Raw genomic sequence first — 25,131 nt, 5'->3', positions numbered from 1 at the left:
ATAAAAGATGAGCTTTTTCTTTAGTATTTATAACGTTTATGCTCCAAGTATCTAGACAGTAATGATAGCAAGTAACAAATCACAAAATAACTAGCTGTCATAGCCACAAACATCGGTAAAACATAATTTGTATCTTGTCCATAAATGATTCTAGCATGGTGAGTTAATTCCGGTAGCGAAATAATAATTGCCAGAGAAGAGTCCTTTACTAAAGAAATCAACTGACTGATAATCGCTGGTATCATTGAACGAAATGCTTGTGGAATAATAATAATTACCATCGTTTGTATATAACTTAGCCCTGTGGAAAGACCTGCTTCAAATTGCCCGTTAGGTACTGCATTCAAACCGGCCCGGAAAATCTCAGAAAGCATAGCAGATTCAAAAATTGTTAAAGCCACTACTGCCGACCAAAAAATATCAAAACGAATACCTATTTGCGGTAGTGCAAAATAAGTAAAGAAAATGATCAATAATAAAGGCAAATTTCGAATAATATCTATAATTAAGCCTAGTATTTTAGAAAAAACAGGGATATCTGAAAAACGCAATGTGCCAGCCAATACGCCGATCAAAAAACTAAGTACAATCGATATAGCTGATACCGAAACAGTGACCTGCAAGCCATCTAATAAAAAGCGCAGATTATCGAATGAAAATGCTCCTATAAAATCCATGAGCTGCTTCTCTCCTTCCTAAACTAGACATTTAAACGTTTTTCTAGATAACTCATCAAATAAGATAACGGTAATGTCAAAATTAAATAAAAAATTCCTACGATAATATAAGTATCAAAGGTAATAAAGGTTGAACTTGCGATCAAATCTCCTTGATACATCAGATCCAAACCTGCAACAATCGCAAGTATTGAGGAATTTTTAATTAGATTTATAAATTGTCCGCCCAATGGTGGGATAACAATTTTGAAAGCTTGCGGTAAAATAATATAGCGCATCACTTGTACATAAGTAAATCCTGAAGATAAAGCAGCTTCAGTTTGACCTTTAGGTACAGTTTGGATACCCGAACGTACTGTTTCAGCAATAAAAGCAGAAGTATAAATCGTCAACCCAATCGTTCCTGCTTGAAAGCCAGTAAAGGGTAGACTGTACATTGGTAAAACGACGTAAAAAAACATCGCTATAATCAACAAAGGAATATTGCGGAAAAATTCAACATAAGCTCTTGCTAAACCCTTAACAACTTTGTTTGAAGAAAGCTGTAGAATCGCCATTAAAGTACCAATTACTAGACTAAAAAATAAAGCAATTAAACTAGAGAGTATGGTGATTTTAAATCCATCAAAAAATATTGTCGAGTAGTTCTGAAATAAAGTTAACATCTCTTCTCCTCCTTATTCACTGACTCTACCCTCGTCATCATTTGGAAACCATTTTTCATATAACTCATCATAGCTTCCATCTTCATGCATTTCTTTTAACGCTTCATTTATCGCATTTAAAAAGTCTTCTTGGTTTTTATCTACGGCAATTCCGTAGGGCTCGTTAGTGAAGGTTCCCCCTACTAATTCGTAATTAGGGTTTTCACTTGCCATCCCTAATAAAATTGCGTTATCAGTTGTCATAGCATCACCTTGGCCAGCTTGTAGAGCTGTAAAAGCTTCTGCGTAATTTTCTAATTCGATCACATTAGCTTCAGGAGAGTGCTCACGAATATTTTCAGTAGAAGTTGAGCCTTTCACGGCCAAAACTGTCATTCCTGGTTCAATAGATTCAACATCGGTAATAGGACTTCCCTTTTTAACTAAAAGAGATTGGCCTGCATCAAAATAAACATCAGAAAAATCAACTTCTTTTTTCCGATCTTCAGAAATGGTCATCGTTGCGATAATAGCATTTATATTACCATTTTTTAATAAAGGAATCCGTGTTTTTGAGGTAACTTCCACAAAAGTTGCTTGCCCATCTCGACCTAGAATTTTTTCGGTGATCGCTTTGGCCATGTCAATATCAAACCCTTTTACTTCTCGTGAGGAAATATCCATCAAGCCAAATAAGCGAGTATCATTTTTTACCCCCCAAATAATTTCGTTTGAGTCTTCGCTAACTTCCAAGACATCTCTATCTGCAATACTTTCTGATTTACAAGCAGATAATGCAAATACAGTCATTAAAAGGGTTAAAAAGGAAAATATTTTTTTCCTGTTCATTGCTTTTCCTCCTTTTTTAGACCAGTTTTTTCAAAAACTTATGTAAAAATCTATAGTTTAGAAATAACAGGTTAATGATTAACAACTTTACTAATAAATTGTTGTGCTCGCACTTCTTTTGGTTTTTTAAAGAAGCTTTCCACATCATGACTATCCTCTAATACTTCTCCGTCGGTCATAAAGATGACACGATCGGCTACTTCTCTAGCAAAGTTCATTTCATGAGTAACAACGATCATTGACATTCCTTCATGAGCGATTTTTTTCATAACATCTAATACATCACCGATCATTTCCGGATCAAGCGCTGAAGTTGGTTCATCAAATAAAAGCATTTCTGGTTGCATCGCTAGCCCTCTTGCAATAGCAACACGTTGTTGTTGTCCACCAGAAAGCGTTGAAGGGTAAGAATCTTTTTTATCCAACATCCCCACTCGGTCAAGTAAACTTTCTGCTGTATCACCTGCATCTTTTTCACTTTTGTTTAAAACTTTAGTAGGTGCTAAAGTAATATTTTCCAGTACAGTTTTATTAGGGTATAAATTAAAGTGTTGAAAAACCATGCCAATATTCTTTCTTATTTCTGTTAATTTGGTTTTTTTACTACGAATATCTTGATCATTAATCAGAAGATTCCCCGAAGTAATCATTTCTAACCCATTGATTGTACGCAAAAGCGTACTTTTACCAGATCCCGAAGGTCCGATCACCACTACTACTTCGCCTTTTTCAAATGTAAGATTAATATTTTTTAAAGCATGGAAATTACCAAAGTATTTTTCAACGTTTTTAAATTCAATCATTGACATATTTTCACACTCCCTTTTTTTATTTAAAATTAATAAGATTTTTCTAATAAACAGCTAATCAACATTATAATCTTACAAATTCCTTTTTGTAAAGTTTTTTTAATCAGAAAGACGAAAATTTTTTATTCCTAACAAACTCATGTTAGCTTACTTATCGTATGAAATTTATTTTGTTATAAGTTAATGATTGTTTCTTCTATGAAAAAAAGGTAAGATTATTACAGACTACAATTAGAAAAGGTGAATAATGTGAATACAATTCTTACAGGAGACCGTCCAACAGGCCAACTGCATTTAGGACATTATGTTGGCTCGTTAAAGACTCGTAAAATGATGCAAGACGATCCAAATAATGAGTTATTTGTGATGATCGCTGATGTCCAAGCATTAACTGATAATGCTAAAACACCTGATAAAGTTTCTTCTAATGTGTTAGAAGTTGCCCTGGATTATTTAGCAGTTGGACTGGATCCCAAAAAATCAACTTTATTTATCCAATCACAGATCCCTGAACTTTCTGAATTGACTATGTATTTTTTAAATCTAGTTAGCGTTGGCCGTGTGCGGCGTAATCCGACGGTAAAAACAGAAATTGAACAGAAAAATTTCGGTGAAGGCGTGCCTACTGGATTTTTTATCTATCCCGTCTCTCAAGCAGCAGATATTACTGCTTTTAAAGGAAGTTTGGTTCCCGTTGGAGAAGATCAAAAACCGATGTTAGAACAGACACAAGAAATCGTTCATTCCTTTAATACCACTTATCAAGAGGTTTTAATTAATCCTAAGGGCGTATTTCCGGAAAAAGGTATGGGACGCCTTCCAGGGATCGACGGAAACGGAAAAATGAGTAAGTCTTTGAATAATGGTATCTATCTTGCCGATTCTAAAGATACTGTGGATAAAAAAGTGATGAGTATGTATACCGATCCTAATCACATCCATGTGCAAGATCCAGGAAAAGTTGAAGGAAATATGGTCTTTACTTATCTTGATGTTTTTGCAAAAGATAAAGCCTATGTAGAAGAATTAAAAAAACAATACCAAAATGGTGGATTAGGTGATGTAAAAATCAAACGTTATTTGATTGACGTATTAGACGAAGAGTTAACACCCATGCGTAAGCGTCGTGAAGCTTTTGCGCAAGATCCACAGTATGTTATGGATCTTTTAAAAGAAGGTAGTTTATCTGCTGAAAAAGTTGCTGCACAAACATTAGATGAAGTAAAAACAGCAATGGGAATTAATTATTTCCGCTAATAAAAAAAATTCCGAGTAAAATTTTACTCGGAATTTTTTTTATTTTTTAATTATTAGCGAATTGTTGCTGCTAATTGTTGAGTTAAAGCTTTTTCCACTTTTTCCATCGCTTTATTAACTTGTTCATCAGTTAATGTCGCTTCTTGATTTACAAAAGTTAGACGATAAGCCATTGACTTATATCCTATTTCGATATTTTCTCCCTGATAAACATCAAATAAGGTAACTCTTTGCAAGAATTTACCTGCAGCTTTTTCTATAGTTTGTACAATCGTTTGATTTGCTACACTTTCGTCAATAGCTAGCGCAATATCTCGTGTAACTTTCGGATATTTTGTGACTGCTACATAAGTAAATTCTGGCTTTGTTTTTAAAATGACGTCTAAATCTAATTCAGCAACATAAGTTTCTGGGGTTTCATAAGCTTTTGTAATCGTTGGATGTACTTGCCCTATAAAACCGATACTTTGTTCATTTAAAAAGACTTCTGCAGTTCTGCCTGGATGCATTTCCTTTAAGGCCGTAGTTTTTTCATAACTAATTTTGTCCGCTAAATTCAATTCTGTAAACAGCTCTTCTAAAATACCTTTGGCTTGATAAAAATCAACCCGTTCTTCCTTACTTTGCCAATCACGACTTGTCCACTTTCCAGATAAAGCAAAAGCAACATGATTTTTTTCTTGAGGCAAATTTGCTTTAGGATCATCTGTTTGATAGAAAACACGTCCAATTTCATATAATGCCACTTGTTCATTTCTACGAGCAACATTGTAAGAAATATCATCTAGGAGTCCAGTGATCAAATTCAAACGAAGGACCGTACGATCAGATGTCATCGGCCAATCTAAATGAGTAAGCTTTGAGCTTGTATTGGTAAATTGCAGTGATTTTTTTTCAGATGTTAATGCATAACTAATCGCTTCACTTAGACCCGCTGATTCAAGAAGTGTACGTATCCTGCGTGTTTTCAACTGATCGTTTGTCAAGCTACCTGCAACGGTTTCGCCGCTAGGTAAAGTTGATGGTAAGTTATTATATCCATAAATGCGGGCAACTTCTTCTACAATATCTGCTTCAATAGCAATATCCCAGCGACGCGGCGGAACGATTACTGTATAGCTTCCCCCATCTTCTTGATAACCAAAACCTAAAGCCGCAAAAATATCATTGACATCAGCTACTGTTAATTCCGTTCCCAGATAGTCATTCAAACGTTGCAGTGTTGTCATAACCTCTTTATCTTGCGGTTGTACCTGGCTAGCCTTTACACTACCCTGAAGTACCTTTCCGTCAGATAGTTCAGCGATCAAAGCACAAGCTTGTTCGCAAGCTTCGTCAATTGTAGCTACGTTGATACCTTTTTCAAAACGAGCCGAAGACTCACTGTGTAAATTAAACTCTTGCGATGTATGTCGAACAGCCGCTGCGTCAAACATTGCTGATTCAAGAGCGACAGTCGTTGTTGTTTCCGTAATCTCTGAATCAAGTCCTCCCATCACACCTGCTAGGGCCACTGGTTGTTTGCCATTTGTAATAACGATATTTTGCTCAGAAAGCGAGCGTGTTTCCCCATCTAAAGTTATAAGTTTTTCATCTTCTTGTGCACGACGTACGACAATTTCCTGACTATCTAAACGATCATAGTCAAATGCGTGTAATGGTTGACCGTAATACATCAAAATATAGTTTGTCACGTCCACTACATTATTAATAGGACGAATTCCGATATTCATTAAACGATTTTGCAACCAATGGGGACTCGGCTTAATTTTTACGTTTTCAATCAAACGTATCTGATAACTAGGTGCATCTTTTTCATCTGTTACTTTGACCTTGATCTGATCTTCTGCTTTAGCAGTCGTTTCAGTTAGCTCTTGTTTTTTAAACACTGGTTTTTCAGAATAAATTGCAGCTGTTTCAAAAGCAACCCCTCTCATACTCAAGGCATCCGCACGATTAGGTGTGATTTCTAATTCAATAATCGCGTCATCCATTGCTAAATAAGGAAATACTTCATCACCAACGACAGCCTCTTCTGGTAAATAATAAATTCCATCTGCATACTCTTTAGGTATAACACTTTCGCTATAACCGATCTCTTGTAAAGAACAGATCATCCCATAAGAGATTTCTCCTCGGATTTTACCTTTTTTTATTTTTTCATTTCCAGCAATTCGTGCACTCGGTAAAGCAACGATTACTTTAATGCCCGCTTTAATATTAGGCGCGCCGCAAATAATTTGTAGCAAGTCTTCTTGTCCTACATCTACTTGGCAGATGGAAAGATGATCAGAATCTGGATGAGATTTACAAGATTTTACATAACCCACAACGATCTTTTTTAATCCTTCGTATGGATAAGAAATTTCTTCTACTTCAATACCGGTTAACGACATTTTATCGGCTAAAGTTTGAGGCGTGACATGAGACACATCTACCAATTCATTTAACCACTTATATGAAACTAACATTTACTTATTCCCCCTTGAACTGATCAATAAAACGAGTATCGTTTAAATAAAAGCTACGAATATCTTCTACACCGTAACGCAACATAGCGATCCGGTCAGGACCCAAACCAAAAGCAAAACCGCTATATTCTTTAGGATCAATCCCAGACATCTCTAAGACGTCAGGGTGAACCATACCGGATCCTAAAATCTCGATCCAACCTGAATGTTTACAGACACTACATCCTTTACCTCCACATTTGAAACAAGAAACATCCGCTTCAACAGAAGGTTCCGTAAAAGGAAAGTAACTAGGACGTAAGCGAACTTCGCGATTTTCACCAAACATTTTTTTCATCAGTTCTTCTAGTGTCCCTTTTAAGTCCCCCATTGTTATATGCTTGTCAACAACAAGTCCTTCGATTTGATGAAATTGATGACTATGTGTGGCATCATCTGTATCTCGACGAAACACCTTACCAGGAGAGATCATCCGTAGTGGCCCTTTAGAAAAATCATGTTTTTCCATCGTTCTAGCTTGTACAGGAGAAGTATGCGTGCGTATCAATAATTCATCTGAAATATAGAAGGTGTCTTGCATATCTCGAGCTGGATGATTTTTAGGAATATTCATTCGCTCAAAATTATAATGATCTTGCTCAACCTCTGGTCCTTCAATAATTTGATAGCCCATACCTACAAAAATATCTTCAATTTCTTCTACAATTTTAGTTAAAATATGTCTTGTACCTTGTGGGATCTGTTTACCAGGTAAAGTAACATCAATACTTTCCTCTGCCAAGGCTTGATTTAACGCTTCTTCTTCCAACTTAGCTCTTTTTTCTTCAATTTGTTGTGTTAAATGATCCCTTACCTGATTGGCAAAACTTCCCACCTTAGGTCGGTCCTCAGGTGTTAAATCTTTCATACCGCGTAATACTTCAGTAATAGGACCTTTTTTACCCAGCGTTTTTACTCGAATGTCATTGAGAGAATCCAAATCTGAGATATTACTGATCTTTTCCATTGTTTCTTTCTCTAAATTTTCTAGCTGTTCTTCTAAAGTCATTTATTTCCCTCCTTATTTTTAAACAAAAAAAGACCTCATTCCATAAAGGAACGAGGTTTCGTGTTACCATCCTAATTCGCAACAATCATCGCGCACTTAATTAATTAACGGTAGTCATTACCGGCTTTATATCAAAGCAAGCTACAGAAGTGAACTTCATTTTTCGAAACCAGCAATTGCTTTCAGTCTGTGGCAATTTTCCCTGTTACTGTTTCAACCAAACTACTCTTTTCTATTAACGCTTTTTATTATCTAATTATTTGTTAGTCTACTAAATAATAAAGAAGAAATCAATAACTGTTTGTTGAATTCTTGAAATTACATTCTTTTTCGCTTGCCCAATCTTGGCTCCAATTTCTTACTGAATCTAGCACCTCTTCAAGGCCTGCGCCCTTATCAGTTAATTGGTATAGTCCGTCTGATTTGCTAACGATTCCTTCATTTTCTAATTCTTTCAAACGTTCTGTTAACACACGATCACTTAACATAGGAATTTTATGTGCCATATCAACAAATCGTTGTGATTTTTCTTGAAGTAATACATCTATAATCAGACCGTTCCACTTTTTCCCCAAAATAGAAAAAGCTTTTTCAAATTTAGGGCAAAGTGTATAAGTTGTTTCTCTTGTTTCCATCATGAGCCCTCACCTCTTTTTAAAATTATAACATAATTATTCGATTTCTTCCCAAAAATTGCTTTACTCGGTAAATAACTCAATATTTTCTTTACTATTTAAAAGAACTAAAAAAGTATGTTGCACAGGTTTATTTAGTGCCTGTTCCAAAGCTTGGCAATATAAGCGTAATTGCCCTTGATACTTAGCAATGAACTGTTGTCTGCTTGTCTCATTATACACAGCATCTGTTTTAAAGTCATATAAAATAACATAATCCTCATATTCGATAAAACCGTCGACAATACCGTGTATTAATAATTCAGCATCTGCTTCATGAAAGTCTAAAAATACATCACGAGCATCTTTTAGCATAGAAAATGGTTGTTCACGATGGACAAGTTGTGGTTTTTTTAAAATTTCTTTGCCTAATTCTGTTTGGAAAAACCACAGAATAGCTGTTAAATCAATTTTTTCAGCAACTTGTTTTTCGATTTGATGATTATCTACTAACTGTTTTAATTTTTCTTGTATACTGTCAAATGTTGGCAAAGTCGTTAATGGGATCAACTGTAATAAACTATGAGTCGCACTGCCTACAGTCGTTGGATCAATACGATCTGCTTGCATAAATTTAGGTTTAGCCAATTCTTCTGTTACATACCGATAATATTGTGCTTGTTGCTGCTCGACATTACTTTGCCAAGAGATTCTATTAAGTTGCTGGTCATCAGGGTCGTTATACAAACGTTTCATTTCAGAAACGGACTGATAACTAGTGGTTTTGGTTGATTTTTCTAATGGATAAACAAAGTCCAAACGTTGCTGTAAGTCATTTACTTCAGTTTTTTCTGAATTACTTAATGAAAAATCTTCAGCAACTGATGTTTTAGGCTTATTCAACTCTTTTTGTAGTTGTGCTTGATTTACCCAATGTATTTCAAAATGAGCTGGATGATCAAGTACTTTTTTACTATCTTTGGCTTCAGCAAAAACTTTTTGCATATCTGGATGACGCATCAAAGTCATTCCTACCCAATCCATTAAGTTCCCTTTGCCTTTTAGACGTAAAGCTGTATCTAGCACCAAATTTTCTTGATCTAGCGCTTGTTGCCAATTCTTTAAGGCTTCTTCTTTGGTTTTGTAGGAGCCAACTAGATAAAGCTTCTGTTCTGCTCGGGTCAAGGCAACATACAACTTACGCATTTCCTCTGATAACATTTTTTGGATTCTTTGCTGTTTGATTGCTTGATACGGCAAAGTATCATAGCGAACTTGTGCTTGATCTATATATTGAATACCTGCTCCTAAACGTTCTTCAAAAATATAGCGTGTCGAAAAATCACTATAATTAAACTGCTTAGTCATATCCAAAAGAAAAACCACCGGAAATTCGAGTCCTTTACTAGCATGGATCGTCATAACCTTTACCGCATTTTCTTGAGTTAAGGCAAGAGGTTCGGCTAAGTCCTTATCTTTTTCCTGCATTTTTTCGATAAAACGGATAAACTGATACAAACCTCTAAAACTACTCTTTTCATAAGTTTCTGCCCGATGAGCTAAAGCAACTAAGTTGGCATGACGTTGTCGACCTGAAGGAAGGCCAATGACGTAATCTAAATAGGCCGTTTCTTGATAAATCGACCAGATCAATTCACTAAGTGAACGTCTTCTAGCTAGTGTTCGCCACAATTCTAATTGTTCATTAAAAGTTCGCAGACGACTAGCAAGTTCGTCGTCTTCTGACAAATACGCCAAAAATGCCTTATAATAATCATCATTTTTTTTAGCTAAACGAATTTTAGTTAGCTCTTCTTCATTTAAACCAACTATCGGAGAGCGCAGAACTGCTACAAAAGGAATATCCTGATAAGGATTATCGATAATTTCTAATAGTGAAATCATAATTTGGATTTCTGATGCTTGAAAGTAGTTTTGTGCATCATTGACTTCCAAAGGAATTTGAAACTGTTTAAATATGTCCATAATCACTAGATTATTTTTGCGTGTTGGCGTCAATAACACAATATCATTGTAAGTAACAGCCCGTTTTTCTTTAGCATGTTTATCATAGATCATAAACTTATTTTCAACTAGTTCTTTGATCTTTAGCGCAACCAGATATAATTCTCCTTCAGTTTTATCGTCAACGACTGTTGGATCTTCCTCAACTTCTTTTTCACATAAGAGTAACTCAGTATTAAATGCATCACTTTCGGGAAAATCTGAAAAACCAGGGACTAATTGATCTGCTTCATCATAAGGGATCTGACCTACCTTTTCATCCATCAATTGCTCAAATACCAGATTGGTAAAGTGTAGTACTTCCTTTCTAGAACGAAAGTTTTCCGCTAAAATAATTCTTCGGCCACCATTTTGCTGTGCAAAAGCTAAGTATTTATCTACAAATAATGTCGGATCAGCCAAGCGAAAGGCATAAATAGATTGCTTCACATCTCCTACCATGAATAAGTTTCCTTGTGCGGGATCTGGTTTACGGATCCAAAACAAAATAGCTTCTTGCAGGCGATTGGTATCTTGGTACTCATCAACTAGAACTTCTTCAAAACGATCTCTATAGTAAGAAGAAGCTTCACTACCTTCGCCATTAGCTTGTAAAATATCTAAGGCATAATGTTCAAGATCATTAAAATCTAATACACCCTTAGCCTGCTTACGCTTTTGATATCTATCAATAAAGCTTAAAGTTACTTCGCTCATCTTTTTAACTAAAGGTTTGGCTTGCTCCATTAATTCGAGCATTTTTTCAGGAGGCTGCGCAAAAAATGTTTCAGAATCTTTAATGAGTTCCTTAGCATGATCACGTCGAGGTTTAATGAATTGTTTTGATAGTTCCTTTTCTTCTTCTTTTTTATAAGTTGGATAGCGTTTAAAGTCAAAGCTTGTTAACTGCGCGTAAACTTGTTCTACATTATCCTCCTTGATGTAAGCATATAAACGATTCGCTTGTTCTAAATCATTGGCGACTACAACGACTGCTTTTTCCATCGATTCCGAACTTTGAGCTACTTGCAAAGCTGCTTGTAATTGACCAATAGCCGTTTGTAAATTAGCTAAAACAAGCGGCTTAACTTGGGTTTGATACATCTGATTTCCTGCTAAACCATGTGTCGTATCATAACTTTGTACCAGCTGGTTTAACCAAGTGGTCGAATCAGGATTGGCTCTAGCAAAATTATATAAAGACATGATCAGATCAGTAAATCCATCATCTGAGCGATCACTAGAAAAATTCTCTGCTAATTGATAAAATTCCTGATCAGAAGCTTCAAAGTATTCATCCCGTAACTCTTCCCAAACCTCTTCTTTTAATAATATCCGCTCCGTATCATCAGTAAGCATACGAAATACTGGATCCAAGTCAATCAAAAAGTAAAAACGGCGAATAACAGTTAGACAAAAAGCATGCAAAGTAGAAATATGAGCTCGAGGTAGTAAAGATAGCTGTTTAACAAAGTGATTACGCCGCGATTGCTGACTTTCTTTATTAATTGCATCTTGTAAAGAACTTTGAATACGCTCCTTCATTTCTCTAGCTGCTGCTTCGGTAAAGGTGACAATCAATAATTCGTCAATATTACTTCCACTCTTTAATTTTTCAATCACGCGACGTACCAAAACAGTCGTTTTTCCTGAACCTGCTGAAGCAGATATTAGTAAATTATCACCAGTGTCAAATACTGCTTGCCATTGTTTGTCAGTAAATGTTTCATTTTTTGGTTTTAAAGGAATATCAGTCATCTTTTTCCTCCTTTAAGCGTTCCATAATTTCTTCTTTTGATAAGGAATGAATGCGATGATAGTCATTTTCTTCTAACATCGGATCAAATAAAGAGATACTACGAAACGGAGAATATTGTGTTGCTCGCCTTTTATCTTTCATCTTATAAGAAGGATTCATTTTAATTTCACCAGAAAGTATTCTTTCAGCCGCTTCTTTTAACTTCTTGCGATTGTGTGCCATCAGCGTGTTCATCTCTTCTATAGTATAAAACTTTTCTTTACTTCTAACAGAGCCTTTTATTTGCTCATTTTTATCTTTTTGAATAGGAAATACTAGTGAATGTTCGGACTTATTAAGCGTTTCATCAAAAGCTTCAAACACTTCCGGGTCATCTGCAAAAAGCCCATCAAGCTTGTATTGCTTCAAGCGTTCCTTTTCACTAGCTTTTTTAGGGGCCAGAATAGGATCGTAAACATGGAAGTAATAAGCACCAGCACCACTTACATCTTTTTTGCCTATGAGTTCAACAGCATCTTTTAAAGCAATATCTAAATAAGTGAGCAGTTGCATGGCAAGACCATAGTAACTATCGGTAATATCAAACTGATGAGCGCTTGATTTATAGTCCATCACCGCAAGCCAAGGTTTTCCATCAATAGTCGTTGTGTCGACACGATCAATTTTTCCTCTTAGATAAAGTTTGCCCCCGTTAGATAAAGGGATTTCTAAACCGGGAATCCCTTGGTTTCCTGCAATTTCTCCAAATAAGACTTCAGTCTGAACAGGCGTTAATTGTGTTTTTTCAGCCTGTTTTTTTAACCCCCAGGAAACATGTTGGACTGTTTTGCCTAAACGATAACGAATAAAACTCATACGAGCATTTTTTTCCATAAAAGCATAACGTTCTTGTCCAAATATATTTTTTAACACACGATCGATTAAAAGTTGTCGCTGTTCTTCTGACATTTGCGTCAGTGAAAGGTCATCTTGAAAAACAGCCTTTAAAAAGTTATCTAAAGCCTCATGGAAGATTTCTCCAGTCATCGCAGAATTGAGACCGTAAATTTCTCTTTCTTTTAGCCCCAAACCGAATTTAAGGAAATAATCATACTGATAATCATAAAAAGTTTCTATTTGTGAAATCGAGCTATAAATATTTTTCCCATATAACTGCTCAGCCAACTCAGGTGAGAGGTTCACTGGAACATTACGATGCACTTGACTTTCAAATACTTTAGTTGCTAATGACCGATAATCAGACATCAAGAGTAAGTCTTTTAAGGATTGCCATTTCCCGGAAAGAGCGCTTTTTTCCTCTTGTGCTTGACGATATAAGCTGTTCAATTGGCGGATTAGGCTCTTATAGCTTCCAACGTAATGATGCGGATCACAAGTTAAATCCAAGCTACATCGATCTTGCAGCGTTAGATCAGTCCACTTTAATATACGAGCAAGATAAGAAGACATCTTGATATTTTGCTTGGAATCTGCATTTTTGGGATAGCTTAAATATAATTTTTCAGAAGCTGACAATAACATATTATAAGCGACAAAAGGCTCTTTACGAATCGTTTCTTCTGCTTGATCCTTTAAATATTGTCCTGGCTGTAAATTTTCGTTTAATTGTTGTCTTTCTTCTGTGGAAATTAAACTTTTATTTTCCACAGTACGAGGAAAACTTGTTTCGTCTAAACCAATTGCAAAAGTCACTTTTGCTTGTAAAGGACGAGTTAAATCTAGTGGGTTAATTTGTACTTGGTCAATAGCCGTGGGAACTTTACCAAATGTAAGATTTTCCAACCCGCTAGATAATATTTCCTTAAAAAGGTCAAAGTCAAAAGGATCTTCCCCATAGATTTCTACAAGTTCATCTAATAAGTCCATCAAAGAAGCCCATGTTTGCTCGTGATCACGTGCTTGCTCCAAATTTCCCCATACAATTTCTTGTTCTCGCCAATAGATCAACTGCTGTTCAACACCAATTTTTTGTAAAAATTGATAAAAGATTATAATTGCTTCTTTCGTTGTATCTGCAGCTTTTAAACTGATAAAAAAGCTGACAATATCATTACGAAAATTATTACGAAGCTGATTTGTAAGTACTTCTGTATTTTCAGTATCAATAAGTTCTTCTTTTTCAAAATCAAAATTAAATAAACGCCAGTCTTGCTCACGTGTCCAGTCAGCACCATGAAAATTATGTGCCAAAGCTTGATTTTCCGTTATATCAACTATCCAACGATATTTATCACGTGCTTTTTGCCAATCTTGTGTATCTTCTTGTAGTTGCTTTGGTATGTATAGTTCGGTGCGCAAGAAACGGAAAACATCAGATGTCCGGTAATAATAATTATCTAAAGCAAATAAAGCTTGGATAAATTCTACTAAGGGGTGTTGTTTCATCTGCCGATCTTCATCTAAATAAAAAGGAATATCTAATTCTTCAAAAATCGACGGAATGAAAGAATAATATAGTTCCGGATTCAAAGTTAATAGCTGAATATCTCGATAATAAAGTGGCTTATTCCCTTTAGTAAATGAAAGAGAAACTAATCGTCGAATTTCTGTTGCTACTTGTCTTAACTCTTCTTCTGGGTTCTCGGCTTTCCAAATTTCCACATGATCACTCAGAGCACCTGCTTGTTCATATCTTCCGTGATTCGTCTGTCTGAAACAGCGTTCTAACTCTAAGTAACTAGTAGATACATTATTTAAAAGAGGGGCCTTTTTATCAAATAAGACATGGCTTTGTTGATTTTGCGCAAAGTTTTTTAAAAGATGGTAAGTTTGTTTTGGATCAAAAAATAAATCTAAGGCGTCACTATCTGTATGCACAGAGTCAACATACAGATCAATACACACATGACTTTTACCAAATAAGACTTTTAAAAGTTCTTGTTCTTGCATACTAAAATTCGAAAAACCAGTGACTATAAAAAGCTTTTGTTCTAACTGAGCTGTATCCTGTAAATCACTAGCTGCTAAAAAATTAGTTAACATCGAAATCGGTTGTTCTACTTGTAAGTTTCTTTTAGCCAGTTCTTTTTCATAAGCGGTAAATATCAGTCTAATTTCATACATCTTAAGTTCAAAATCTTTAGCCTTAGTTGTTTCCTGACTGCTAGGAAGAAAGCCAAGCGTATCAATTGTAATGTTGCCTAGTTGAAATTCTTTATAAAGTTCAAGTAATTTTGCAATAAAACCTTCCTTATTGATCTCACCACGGAAAATAATCAGTTTATCGCTTAAAGTTAGAAGAACTTTACGCATAATCATAGCTGAGCCTGTATCCGAAATTGTCTGTCCATTTATATTTTCACTATCTTGTAAAAAATACCATGCTAAACGGTTAAAACTATAAACTTGTCCCCGAATCGTACTAAAATCCTTTTTTTCTTGTCTATGTTTTAATTGCGACAAAATTTCTTGTTCACGTTCAAATTTATTGTAGTTAGGGACTAAAAAAAAGACTTCATTATGATCATTTGCTAACCAGTCACAAGCGGTATCTAATACCACTTTTTCATGGTCGCAACTACCATCTCCGGTTATAAATTGTAAACTCAAAAAGCCCCGTCTCCTTTTCTATCTAATATTATCAATGGAATTGACTCATATTATCATATTCAATGACCAGTGTAACACATTAGTAAAGTTAAATTTAATAACAAAAATAAGCATTTTTATTTACTAACTTTTAGTAAGAGGGTATACTTTATTTTGTAGCAAAAAACCAAAGGTGGAATTTTTTTATGTCAAATTTTTTAAATGCGATTAAAAATCGTCGTTCTATTTATTCCTTAGGACGCGATATTTCTTTAACTGAACTTGAAATTACAGAATTAATCAAAGAGGCTGTAAAACAAAGTCCTAGCGCGTTTAACGCCCAAGAGCCCCGCGTTATTACTTTGTTTGGTGACGCTCATGAAAAGTTATGGGAACTAACGGAACAGGCTTTAAAACCATTAACTCCAGCAGAAGCTTTTGAAAATACAAAGCAAAAACTAGCAGGTTTTAAAGCAGGACTTGGTACAGTGATGTTTTTTAATGACACTGACATCACCAAGCAATTACAAGAACAATTTAGCCTATATGCAGATAATTTTCCTACTTGGGCTGAACAAGCAAACGGTATTGCGACGGCAAATACTTGGACAGCTTTAGCAGAAGTTGGTATGGGGGCCAATTTACAACATTATAATCCAGTCATTGATGAAGCAGTAACTAACCAATGGGATATCCCTACAAACTGGCGCTTACGCTCGCAACTTGTTTTTGGCTCACCCGAGAAACAAGCCAGTAATAAAGACTTTATAGCAGATGATGAACGCTTTAAAGTATTCAAACAATAAACAAATAATAAATAGTACAGCTTGCATCATACCAGAGAACAAGCTGTACTATTTATTATTTGACTCCATTACAACATCAATAGGCGTCCCTTCTTTTAAATGTTTTGACAAAAACTTAACTAGTTCATCCATGGGCGTACTAAATTTCATTAAAGGACCGCGTAAACCAAATTTAAAGAAATTCATCTTGACCTCATTTTTCTTTTCATCTCGAAATAAAACAACTCGATCCACTTCATCAAATTTGATTCCACGATTATCTAAAGGATGGATAACAAATCGATCGCTAGCAATTCCTCTGCCATTAACAGCATAACTAATAATTGCTAAACTAACTGCAACTCCTCTTACTATTTCATCTAAAGTTCCTGTGGTTATAAATAAGCTACCCGCAAAAATACCCAGTAATATAGGAAGAAAAATTGAAAAGAGTGATTGATGTTTTGCAGTAAAGATCAATTCTTTTTTTACTAAAAATAAATATAAATATAAAACCGTTGTAAACGCAACAAACAATAAGGTAAATACTGTCAAAGTAAACACCACCCTTCTAACTCCTTCTATTTTATCAGAAGATAGAACAATCTACAAAGAGAAACCACCAATTCAAAATTTTGCAAGCAAACTAAAAAACGATTGTCCTTAACTAAAAAATAGCCCCCTATAAAAAACTAAAACTTCTGAACTTTTTATCTAGCAGATAGTCCAAAGGTTTTAATAGTTTGCAAAATTAGTGGTCTAAAGAATTGATAATATAAAATATTCCAATCAATATAAAGTATAAACCAACTAAAAATGAGACAGTAAGTGCCGAAACGATTGGGTCGAAAAATAACATAAGCCCCACTATAATTCCAATAATGTTTATAAATAGCGTTAGCCAGTAGTGCCCGTTACCAAATGTTCGAGCGTGATCTAAGAAGAATAAGTTTCTAACAGAATCCGCAATAAACCAAACAGCAAAGACATAGGATAGTGCAATAACACCTGCGCTAAGGTTAAATAATAAAATAATTCCCAGGATCAATTCGATGATACCTAGTACTAAAAAAGCGGTCGCGCGAAAACCAGTCATATTCTTGATCTGGTTACGGACTACAATACTAAAAATTCCATTGATAATCGCAATAATAGCAAAGAAGATGACAAGAGCTGACAAACTTCCAGCTGGATTATTAAACGCTAATAGCGCAATTAAAAGAAATAGTATCCCTAAAATTAAGCCGCCCCAATTAACAGATTTTCGTTCATTCATTTTTTCACCTCCTCTTTTCTCACTAAGGAGTATTATGACACACGTTTATCTTATTTAGCAAAGAAAAGGAAAACGATCGATCTCTTTTTTTAGATCGATCGTTTTCCTTTATTCATCTAAACCTATTTCATTTCTTACTACATCAGCTATTTGGTTAACGTAATAATCAACTTCTTCATCCGTTGGCGCTTCTGCCATAATGCGTAATAAAGGTTCTGTACCAGAGGCCCGAACTAAAATACGTCCTTCGTCTCCAAGTTTGGCTTCGACATCATCAATAATTTTTTTGATTGCTGGAACTTCCATAGCACCGTATTTGTCAGAAACACGAATGTTAACTAATTTTTGCGGATAAATCGTCACATTAGCCGCTAATTCAGAAAGCTTTTTACCCGTTTGCTTTATGATGTTAAGTAATTGAATGCCCGAAAGCATGCCGTCACCCGTAGTATTCAAATCAAAAAACACCATATGTCCTGATTGTTCGCCACCAAAATTGTAGTCATTTTTACGCATTTCTTCAACTACGTAACGATCACCAACTTTGGTCACAACATCATTCAAACCAGCAGCTTCTACTGCCTTGTGAAAACCTAAGTTACTCATTACAGTGGTTACAATCGTATTTTGTTTTAACAAATCATTTTCCGCTAAATAATTTGCACAAATGTACATAATTTTATCGCCATCAACGATCTGCCCATTTTCATCAACCGCAATGACTCTATCACCATCGCCATCAAATGCAATACCTACATCGGCTTGTTTTTCTACTACAAAATCAGCTAGTTGTTCTGGGTGAGTAGAACCTACACCATCATTAATATTAACACCGTTAGGAGAAGTACCTATTGTATAAAAATCTGTTTCCAAATCAGCAAATAAACGATTCACAGTAGGCGCAGTTGCTCCATTGGCAGCATCTATACATACCGTAAGTCCAGATAAGTCGTCTTTAATTGTTTGTTGCAAATACTGCGAATATTTCAGCATCCCTTCAGGAAATTCTTCTAAAGATCCTAGACCATCAGCCGAAGGGCGTGGAAGATCATCTTCCTCAGAATCAAGTAAAGCTTCAATTTCTAGCTCTTTTTCGTCTGCCAATTTAAATCCATCATTTCCGAAAAATTTAATCCCATTATCTGCTGCTGGATTATGTGAGGCAGAAATCATTACACCAGAGCTGGCTTTTTGGACACGAGTTAAGTAAGCAACTCCGGGTGTTGAAATCACGCCCAACTGAAAGACTTCAATTCCCACCGAAAGCAAACCGGCAATCAGCGCACTTTCTAATAGCTGACCTGACATCCGTGTATCTCGTCCTACTAAAACTTTTGGTTGTTCTTTTTCGTCTTCATGACGACTTAGTACATAACCCCCACAACGTCCTAATTTAAATGCCAATTCAGGTGTTAGCTCTTTATTTGCAATACCTCTAACACCATCTGTCCCAAAATATTTTCCCATAATCAACTTACCTTTCTGTTTCTTCTTCATTTTCTTGTGAATCTATTTGTTCATCTGTTGAATCTTGCTGTTCCTGTGAATCTTCTGTTTGTGTTTGCTCTTGACTTTCTTGAGTAGTTGTTTCTTCTTCCGGCGAGTTCTCCTCTATCTGACTGCTATCTGTAGTTTCTGTTGTTGTATCTTCTACTTCTGCATTTTCATTTTCTTCATTATTTTCCTCACTTGCTGGAGCTTGATTATCTGGCGCTGACTCATCACCGTTACTTTCTTCTGTAGTTGAATCTTCAAATACCGGCGTAATATTAACAGTTACCGAATCAATATTAGAAGTCAACTGAGAAGGAGCTTGAACATCAATATTTCTGGTTGTCGGTTCTGTAATATCAGTTACGTCAATCGGCACTTCAAGAGAATCTACATCATCTAATAAATTTTGTGCTCCAGTTATTGTAGCACTATTTTCGCTCAATTGAAAATCGTAATCAGTTACTCCTTCTGCAACTTCACCTGTCTGAGAGGGTTCTAAACTAACTTCCTTATCTGGCGCAGAAACCTCCATACTAAGGTCCACATTTTGTGGACTCAAACTTGCAGACAAGCTTTCCCCGTTTTCATCGACAGCTTGTAAAGGAAAACTATCAGAAATATTTTCATTAATTGTTTCTAAATCAGAGGAAACAACCACTCTAGAAATATCTTTCATTGTCTCTTCTCCTGAAGTAACTTCTACTTCTTGCGGGGAAACAGCCAGATTATCTAACTCAAAACCATCTTGCAGTTTATCTTCTAGATCTTGTGTATCAATTTGAAAATTTTTCGTCTCTTTTTTTTCAATCGTAACTGTTAAAGTATCTGGCTCTGCGCTAGCGTCTACACTATTACTTAAGTTATCTATTTCAAGAGGAACATCGTGAGTACCTTCTTCTAAATCAGTTAAATCAGCAACTACTTCAAAATTTCGTGTTTCTTCGTTAGCTTCTGCATTTAACTGAACTCGGTTAGCACCACTTAATGTCACATCAGCCGTTTTTTCATAACCTTGAATGTAATACTCATCAGAATCATAGTCAATGGTAATAGGAACATCATGTGCTGTTTCATCAAAAGTTTCTGAAGAAGCAATACTATTTTGAAAATTTGAACCATTAGCATTGAAAAACAGAAGCAGACTGATAAATAAAGCTAAGAGTCCGTAGACAACATTGCTTTTTTTCTTTTTCTTAAGCATCATTTGCCTCCTTTACTCAACTTATTCAATTCATCTAAAAGGCTTCTGAAAAAATTCTTTTTACTCTTCTCAGTATTTTCTACAACCAGTGTATCTCTAAGCAATTTTAAATACTCTTCTTGACTTAATTCATTGTACATCTGGTTATTCAAAGTCAAAGTTACGCCGCCAGTTTCTTCAGAAACCACAATTGTTAAAGCGTCGCTAACTTCTGAAACACCAACAGCTGCTCGGTGCCTAGTACCATACTCTTTAGAAATCATATTACTATCAGATAACGGTAGATAAGCGCTCGATACCGCAACTTTTCCATTTCTAACAATTACAGCACCATCATGTAGTGGCGTATTGGGAATGAAGATATTGATTAAAAGTTCTCCAGTAATATCCGCATCTAAACTAATCCCAGTTTCCACGTATTCTTCTAGTCCTGTATTACGTTCAATGGTAATCAAGGCGCCAATCTTACGTTTGGCCATATATTGGATCGCCTTATCAAAGGCTTGAATCATTGTTTCTCCCTGATCCTTCTCTGTTTTTGTCGGGGTAAAAAAGGTTGTTCGCCCCAAGTGTTCCAAGCCGCGACGAATCTCAGGCTGAAAAATGACAATTGCAGCAATAACACCATAAGTAATGACTTGATCCATCAACCAAGACAAAGTGTGAAGTCCAATCACTTCAGCTAAGAAGCGAATAGCAATAAACATCACAACGCCCTTGAATAGTTGGATCGCCTTTGTCCCTTGTACCATCTGTATCAATTTATATACAAGATACCAAACAACCAAGATATCTAAAATATTGATAAAAAAAGGAACAGAAAAAAAATCCACAGATAATAACTGTCTCCAATAATCTAAATCAAAAAGTTCTGCAATGTTAAACGACATATAAAGCCTTCCTTTACTCTAAGACTACACTCTCTGTTACAGTATAGCATAGCTTTTTTCTGTTGTTGATAAAAAAGTTACTTCCTTTTTATTTTTTCAAAAAAAAATAACATTTTATTCACTTTGAAAAATATAGATCAGAAAAACGTTAATAACCTTGGCTAAAATATCAACTCAATAGCTTATTTTCATTTTGTATTTAACCTTTATTAAAACCTTATTTTCATATACCAAAAACGAATTGATTCACAATCGTTAAAAAAAACGTTACACTGGAAGAAAATAAAGGAGGAATTCTCGTATGGATATCTCAGCAATTAATAAAGAAGAGGTAAACACTGACTACGGTATTTTCATTGGAGAAAAAGCACCCAAAACAACGGCGGAATTTATTAATTTAAACTGTCCTTTTTGTAAACAATGGTTTACAGAGTCCAAAGATACTTTGAGTAAAGCTGTCTCAGACGGAAAATTAAATCGTGTTATTAAGTTGTTAGATCATACTAAAGAATCGCTACAGCGCGGAAATGTAATGCATCGCTTTGTGACAGACGATGACCCCGATCAAGCTCTTGAAGATATAACTCGTATTTTTGATTCTCAAGATAAGTGGGGGGATTTACCTTTACAAGAGGTAGCCAATTACGCTAGAAACGAATTAGGATTGAGTGAACATCATCATTTAGATATTGCCGAAGAAATCGTACAAGAAAGTAAAAAAGCAAATATTACATTAGTACCAACCTTAATTCTTGGTGAACATATCTTTGATGAAAATATCGATCAAAAAACATTAAACGATTATATTAGTGAATAAAAAACACTGAGCGCTATTTAAAACACCCCATAATTATTAGATGTTATGTCTAACAATTATGAGGGTTTTTTTATACTACATCTTTTTTTAATTTATCTGCAAATTCATTGATTTTTCGAATACGATGGTTGATCCCCGATTTAGATATGGCACCTGAGGGCAGCATTTCTCCTAGTTCTTTCAGACTAATTTCTGGATGAACCAAACGCAGTTCCGCGATTTCTTGTAGTTTATCTGGCAAGGCAGACAAACCGACACGATCTTCAATAAATTGAATATTTTGAATCTGTTTAGAAGCAGCATCGATTGTTTTATTCATATTTGCTGTCTCACAATTCACCAGTCGGTTAACAGAATTTCTCATGTCGCGTACAATCCGTACATCTTCAAATTTAAGCATAGAATTCGTTGCGCCGATCAAAGTAAGAAAATCAGCGATATGCTCCGCGCCTTTTAAATAAGAAATATGGCCATTTCTTCTTTCTAATGTCCGTGCGTTTAAATCATAATAATTTAACATCTTACAGATATCTTGATTATGCGCTTCATATGTAGAATAAATTTCCAAATGATAACGACTCGTTTCCGGGTTATTGATAGATCCCGTAGCCATAAAAGCACCTCGTAAGTACGAACGCATTTTCTGCGTATCTCCTATAATATCGTTACTTACCTGAGTAGTAGGCATTCCACTTTCCATAATACTTAGTTCATCTAAAACACGTCTTGTATCTTGTTTTAAACGGACAATATAGACATTGTTTTTCTTTAATTTCATCTTTCGTCGCACTAAAAGTTCGCTACGCACATTAAAGTGTTCTTTTAATAAAGAATAAATTCGTCTTGCGATCGCAGCATTTTCTGTCTGTATATTTAAGATAAGACGTTGGTTAAAAAGACTTAATGAGCCATTCATGCGAATTAAGGCAGCAAGTTCGGCTTTAGCATGTTCACGATGCACTTCTAGACTTGTTAACTCTTTTTTTACATCCGCAGCAAAAGACATAATTGCACCCCTCTCAAATTCTTTTTAATTTTTGGCTTCATAAACAATTCGTAACAATTCTTCGACAACTTTATTGCCATCGTGGAAAACACCACCGTTTCTTAGCTCAAGAAAGTCGGTGGATACCACACGACAACCTAGGCTCCTTAGTCCCTTAAAATCGTGCTGCACTTGTAATAAATACTCATCATAAACTTCAACATTCATATAACCATCCGGTACCTTTTCAGTATTCACTAAGACAGTATCAATAAAAGCCTTACCTAAATGTTCATTTAACACACGTACATGATCTGCATCTGTAAAACGTTCAGTTTCACCTTTTTGTGTCATGATATTACAAATATAAACTGTTTCTGCCTCTGTCTGCAGCATTGCTTGTCCGATTTCTGAAATCATCAGATTAGGTAAAATACTGGTAAATAAGCTTCCCGGTCCTAAAACGATCATATCTGCTTCTAAAATAGAGGAAACAACCTTTTTAGCTGCTTTAGGTTTACCATCATTTGCTTGATTTCTAACAGAAACATTGTCGATTGTTTTACGGTCCAAAGCAATTTTTGATTCGCCTATCACACTCGTCCCGTCTGTAAAGTTTGCTTGTAGTACAAGTGGTTCATCAGAAGAAGGATAAATATTGCCTTTAACATGCATCATTTTGGATAACAATTGAATCGCTTCATAAGTGCTGCCGCGCATCTCAGACATGCCAGCGATAATTAAATTTCCTAATGCATGGTTAGCCAAAAACTTATCTTCTTTTTTAAAACGATATTGAAAAATATCTGAATAAAGTTTTGGCATATCAGATAAAGCAACTAGTACATTACGTAGATCTCCAGGAGGTGTTACTGAAGTCACTGAGTCACGCAACTGTCCACTGCTTCCTCCGTCATCAGCGACTGTAACCACAGCAGTAATATCTACCCCTTGGTTACGCAAACTTTTGAGTATTACAGGTAGTCCAGTACCTCCACCCATCACAACAACCTTAGGACGTCTAATACGGTAGGTTTTCATTCTCACGAGCGATTCACCGTCTCTTTCCTTTTAGCCTTGTCTCTATGAGTGATATTCACCTTATAATCTTGTGCCAAGGCTTCTCCGATTCTTTGCGTCAATGCGACTGAACGGTGCTGGCCCCCTGTACAACCAATAGCAACTAATAGATTGCTTTTTCCTTCCTCTACATAGCCAGGTAAAATCGATTGCAATAGAGATAGAAATCGCTGATAAAAATTTTCAGTTGAAGAAAAACTCATCACATAATCATAAACTGGTTCTTCTAGTCCAGTTAATGGACGTAATTCAGCGATATAATGCGGGTTAGGCAAAAAGCGCACATCCATCACGATATCAGCATCAATCGGCAGGCCATATTTATATCCAAAAGATACCATTTCAATTCGAAAGCCGGCATCGTTTGAACTACGAAATTCTTCATTGATTTTTTCTCGCAGTTGTCTTGGTGATAATTCTGTTGTATCTATAACAATCGACGCATCTGCTTTTAATTCTTCTAAAACAGCTCGTTCTTTTCTGATACCTTCTGTAATCAAACCATCCATAGCTAACGGATGCGTACGACGTGTTTCTTTATAGCGCGAAACTAGCTCACTATCTGAAGCATCTAAAAACAATACACGTGTATTGATAAAGGCCGTATTTTCAATTTCTACTAACATCGCTTGAATTTCTTCAAAAAAAGACCTGGAACGCAAGTCCACAACTAAGGCAATTTTTGTTATTTTGCCCGACTCTTTAATCAATTCCCAAAACTTAGGAATTAAATTAGGCGGCATGTTATCTATACAAAAATAACCTAAATCTTCAAAACTTTGGATGGCTACAGTCTTTCCTGCGCCACTCATCCCAGTGATGATTACTAAATCTAAATTATCAGACATCTTCTTCTCCCCTTGCTCAAACTTTCTATTCTTCTAATTATAACACTCCGGGCGTATCTTTCCGAATGGTTTTTAAAATAATTAAAAAATTTTTT

The 25,131-nt window shown here is 35.5% G+C and carries 20 protein-coding genes; 3 read left to right on the top strand and 17 right to left on the bottom strand.

Features of this window, described 5'->3' with window-relative positions; all coding sequences use genetic code 11:
* Positions 1-20 precede the first annotated feature (20 nt).
* The 4 genes from C7K42_RS01775 to C7K42_RS01760 form a co-directional block, all read right to left on the bottom strand.
* Positions 21-677, bottom strand: coding sequence for an amino acid ABC transporter permease (locus C7K42_RS01775; RefSeq protein WP_014124705.1), 657 nt, complete (start codon positions 675-677; stop codon positions 21-23).
* A gap of 23 nt (positions 678-700) precedes the next feature.
* Positions 701-1,342: an amino acid ABC transporter permease gene (locus C7K42_RS01770; protein ID WP_103099709.1), complete on the bottom strand. Its 642-nt coding sequence runs from the start codon at positions 1,340-1,342 to the stop codon at positions 701-703.
* A gap of 12 nt (positions 1,343-1,354) precedes the next feature.
* Complete coding sequence (locus tag C7K42_RS01765; protein ID WP_014124703.1) at positions 1,355-2,170, bottom strand: transporter substrate-binding domain-containing protein; 816 nt, start codon at positions 2,168-2,170, stop codon at positions 1,355-1,357.
* Between the two features lie 71 nt (positions 2,171-2,241).
* On the bottom strand, positions 2,242-2,979 hold the full coding sequence (locus C7K42_RS01760) for an amino acid ABC transporter ATP-binding protein (protein WP_014124702.1): 738 nt from the start codon (positions 2,977-2,979) through the stop codon (positions 2,242-2,244).
* A gap of 249 nt (positions 2,980-3,228) precedes the next feature.
* On the opposite strand from C7K42_RS01760, the gene trpS reads away from it, so the two are divergent.
* Positions 3,229-4,236: a tryptophan--tRNA ligase gene (trpS, locus tag C7K42_RS01755; protein WP_014124701.1), complete on the top strand. Its 1,008-nt coding sequence runs from the start codon at positions 3,229-3,231 to the stop codon at positions 4,234-4,236.
* A gap of 53 nt (positions 4,237-4,289) precedes the next feature.
* Here the strand turns inward: trpS and pheT are convergent, their stop codons facing one another.
* The 5 genes from pheT to C7K42_RS01730 all read right to left on the bottom strand — a co-directional run bounded on the left by pheT (position 4,290) and on the right by C7K42_RS01730 (position 15,681).
* Positions 4,290-6,707 (bottom strand): phenylalanine--tRNA ligase subunit beta, encoded by a 2,418-nt coding sequence (pheT, locus tag C7K42_RS01750; RefSeq protein WP_124175383.1) that lies wholly within the window; start codon positions 6,705-6,707, stop codon positions 4,290-4,292.
* Positions 6,708-6,711: 4 nt separating this feature from the next.
* Complete coding sequence (gene pheS / locus C7K42_RS01745) at positions 6,712-7,755, bottom strand: phenylalanine--tRNA ligase subunit alpha (protein WP_014124699.1); 1,044 nt, start codon at positions 7,753-7,755, stop codon at positions 6,712-6,714.
* A 290-nt stretch (positions 7,756-8,045) separates the two neighbouring features.
* Positions 8,046-8,390 carry a winged helix-turn-helix transcriptional regulator gene (locus C7K42_RS01740; protein WP_200811703.1) on the bottom strand — a complete coding sequence of 115 codons (345 nt, stop codon included), beginning with the start codon at positions 8,388-8,390 and terminating at the stop codon, positions 8,046-8,048.
* 63 nt (positions 8,391-8,453) lie between these two features.
* Positions 8,454-12,131, bottom strand: coding sequence for a helicase-exonuclease AddAB subunit AddA (addA, locus tag C7K42_RS01735; RefSeq protein ID WP_124175382.1), 3,678 nt, complete (start codon positions 12,129-12,131; stop codon positions 8,454-8,456).
* Positions 12,124-15,681, bottom strand: coding sequence for a PD-(D/E)XK nuclease family protein (locus C7K42_RS01730; protein WP_103099706.1), 3,558 nt, complete (start codon positions 15,679-15,681; stop codon positions 12,124-12,126). The genes addA and C7K42_RS01730 overlap by 8 nt, the downstream gene beginning before the upstream one ends.
* A 185-nt stretch (positions 15,682-15,866) precedes the next feature.
* Between C7K42_RS01730 and C7K42_RS01725 the strand changes: the two genes are divergently transcribed.
* Positions 15,867-16,466: a nitroreductase family protein gene (locus C7K42_RS01725; protein ID WP_014124695.1), complete on the top strand. Its 600-nt coding sequence runs from the start codon at positions 15,867-15,869 to the stop codon at positions 16,464-16,466.
* Between the two features lie 48 nt (positions 16,467-16,514).
* Here C7K42_RS01725 and C7K42_RS01720 read toward each other — a convergent pair whose 3' ends face one another.
* The 5 genes from C7K42_RS01720 to cdaA all read right to left on the bottom strand — a co-directional run bounded on the left by C7K42_RS01720 (position 16,515) and on the right by cdaA (position 21,306).
* Positions 16,515-17,009, bottom strand: coding sequence for a hypothetical protein (locus C7K42_RS01720; protein WP_234976208.1), 495 nt, complete (start codon positions 17,007-17,009; stop codon positions 16,515-16,517).
* Positions 17,010-17,196: 187 nt separating this feature from the next.
* The gene (locus C7K42_RS01715) at positions 17,197-17,721 is read right to left on the bottom strand and encodes a DUF308 domain-containing protein (RefSeq protein ID WP_014124693.1); all 525 of its coding nucleotides are present in this window, start codon (positions 17,719-17,721) and stop codon (positions 17,197-17,199) included.
* Positions 17,722-17,829: 108 nt separating this feature from the next.
* Positions 17,830-19,188 (bottom strand): phosphoglucosamine mutase, encoded by a 1,359-nt coding sequence (gene glmM, locus C7K42_RS01710; protein ID WP_014124692.1) that lies wholly within the window; start codon positions 19,186-19,188, stop codon positions 17,830-17,832.
* Between the two features lie 7 nt (positions 19,189-19,195).
* Positions 19,196-20,416: a CdaR family protein gene (locus C7K42_RS01705; protein WP_159459073.1), complete on the bottom strand. Its 1,221-nt coding sequence runs from the start codon at positions 20,414-20,416 to the stop codon at positions 19,196-19,198.
* Positions 20,416-21,306, bottom strand: a complete 891-nt coding sequence (gene cdaA / locus C7K42_RS01700) for a diadenylate cyclase CdaA (protein ID WP_014124690.1) — start codon at positions 21,304-21,306, stop codon at positions 20,416-20,418. Before cdaA ends, C7K42_RS01705 begins: the two co-directional genes overlap by 1 nt.
* Positions 21,307-21,607: 301 nt before the next feature.
* Between cdaA and C7K42_RS01695 the strand changes: the two genes are divergently transcribed.
* Entirely contained in the window at positions 21,608-22,123 is a 516-nt protein-coding gene (locus C7K42_RS01695; RefSeq protein WP_103099704.1) for a thioredoxin domain-containing protein, read from the top strand.
* A 70-nt stretch (positions 22,124-22,193) separates the two neighbouring features.
* Here the strand turns inward: C7K42_RS01695 and whiA are convergent, their stop codons facing one another.
* From whiA to rapZ, 3 genes are read right to left on the bottom strand one after another with little or no spacing between them, the layout of a single operon-like run.
* Complete coding sequence (gene whiA / locus C7K42_RS01690; protein ID WP_103099703.1) at positions 22,194-23,129, bottom strand: DNA-binding protein WhiA; 936 nt, start codon at positions 23,127-23,129, stop codon at positions 22,194-22,196.
* A gap of 24 nt (positions 23,130-23,153) precedes the next feature.
* Positions 23,154-24,155 carry a gluconeogenesis factor YvcK family protein gene (locus tag C7K42_RS01685; RefSeq protein ID WP_014124687.1) on the bottom strand — a complete coding sequence of 334 codons (1,002 nt, stop codon included), beginning with the start codon at positions 24,153-24,155 and terminating at the stop codon, positions 23,154-23,156.
* Positions 24,152-25,036 (bottom strand): RNase adapter RapZ, encoded by an 885-nt coding sequence (gene rapZ, locus C7K42_RS01680; RefSeq protein WP_014124686.1) that lies wholly within the window; start codon positions 25,034-25,036, stop codon positions 24,152-24,154. The genes C7K42_RS01685 and rapZ overlap by 4 nt, the downstream gene beginning before the upstream one ends.
* Positions 25,037-25,131 lie beyond the last annotated feature (95 nt).

The organism is Tetragenococcus halophilus subsp. halophilus DSM 20339, from assembly GCF_003841405.1.
GTDB classification, from domain to species: domain Bacteria; phylum Bacillota; class Bacilli; order Lactobacillales; family Enterococcaceae; genus Tetragenococcus; species Tetragenococcus halophilus.
The sequence above is the reverse complement of the archived record's forward strand: the minus strand, read 5'-3'. Positions and strand labels throughout refer to the sequence as shown.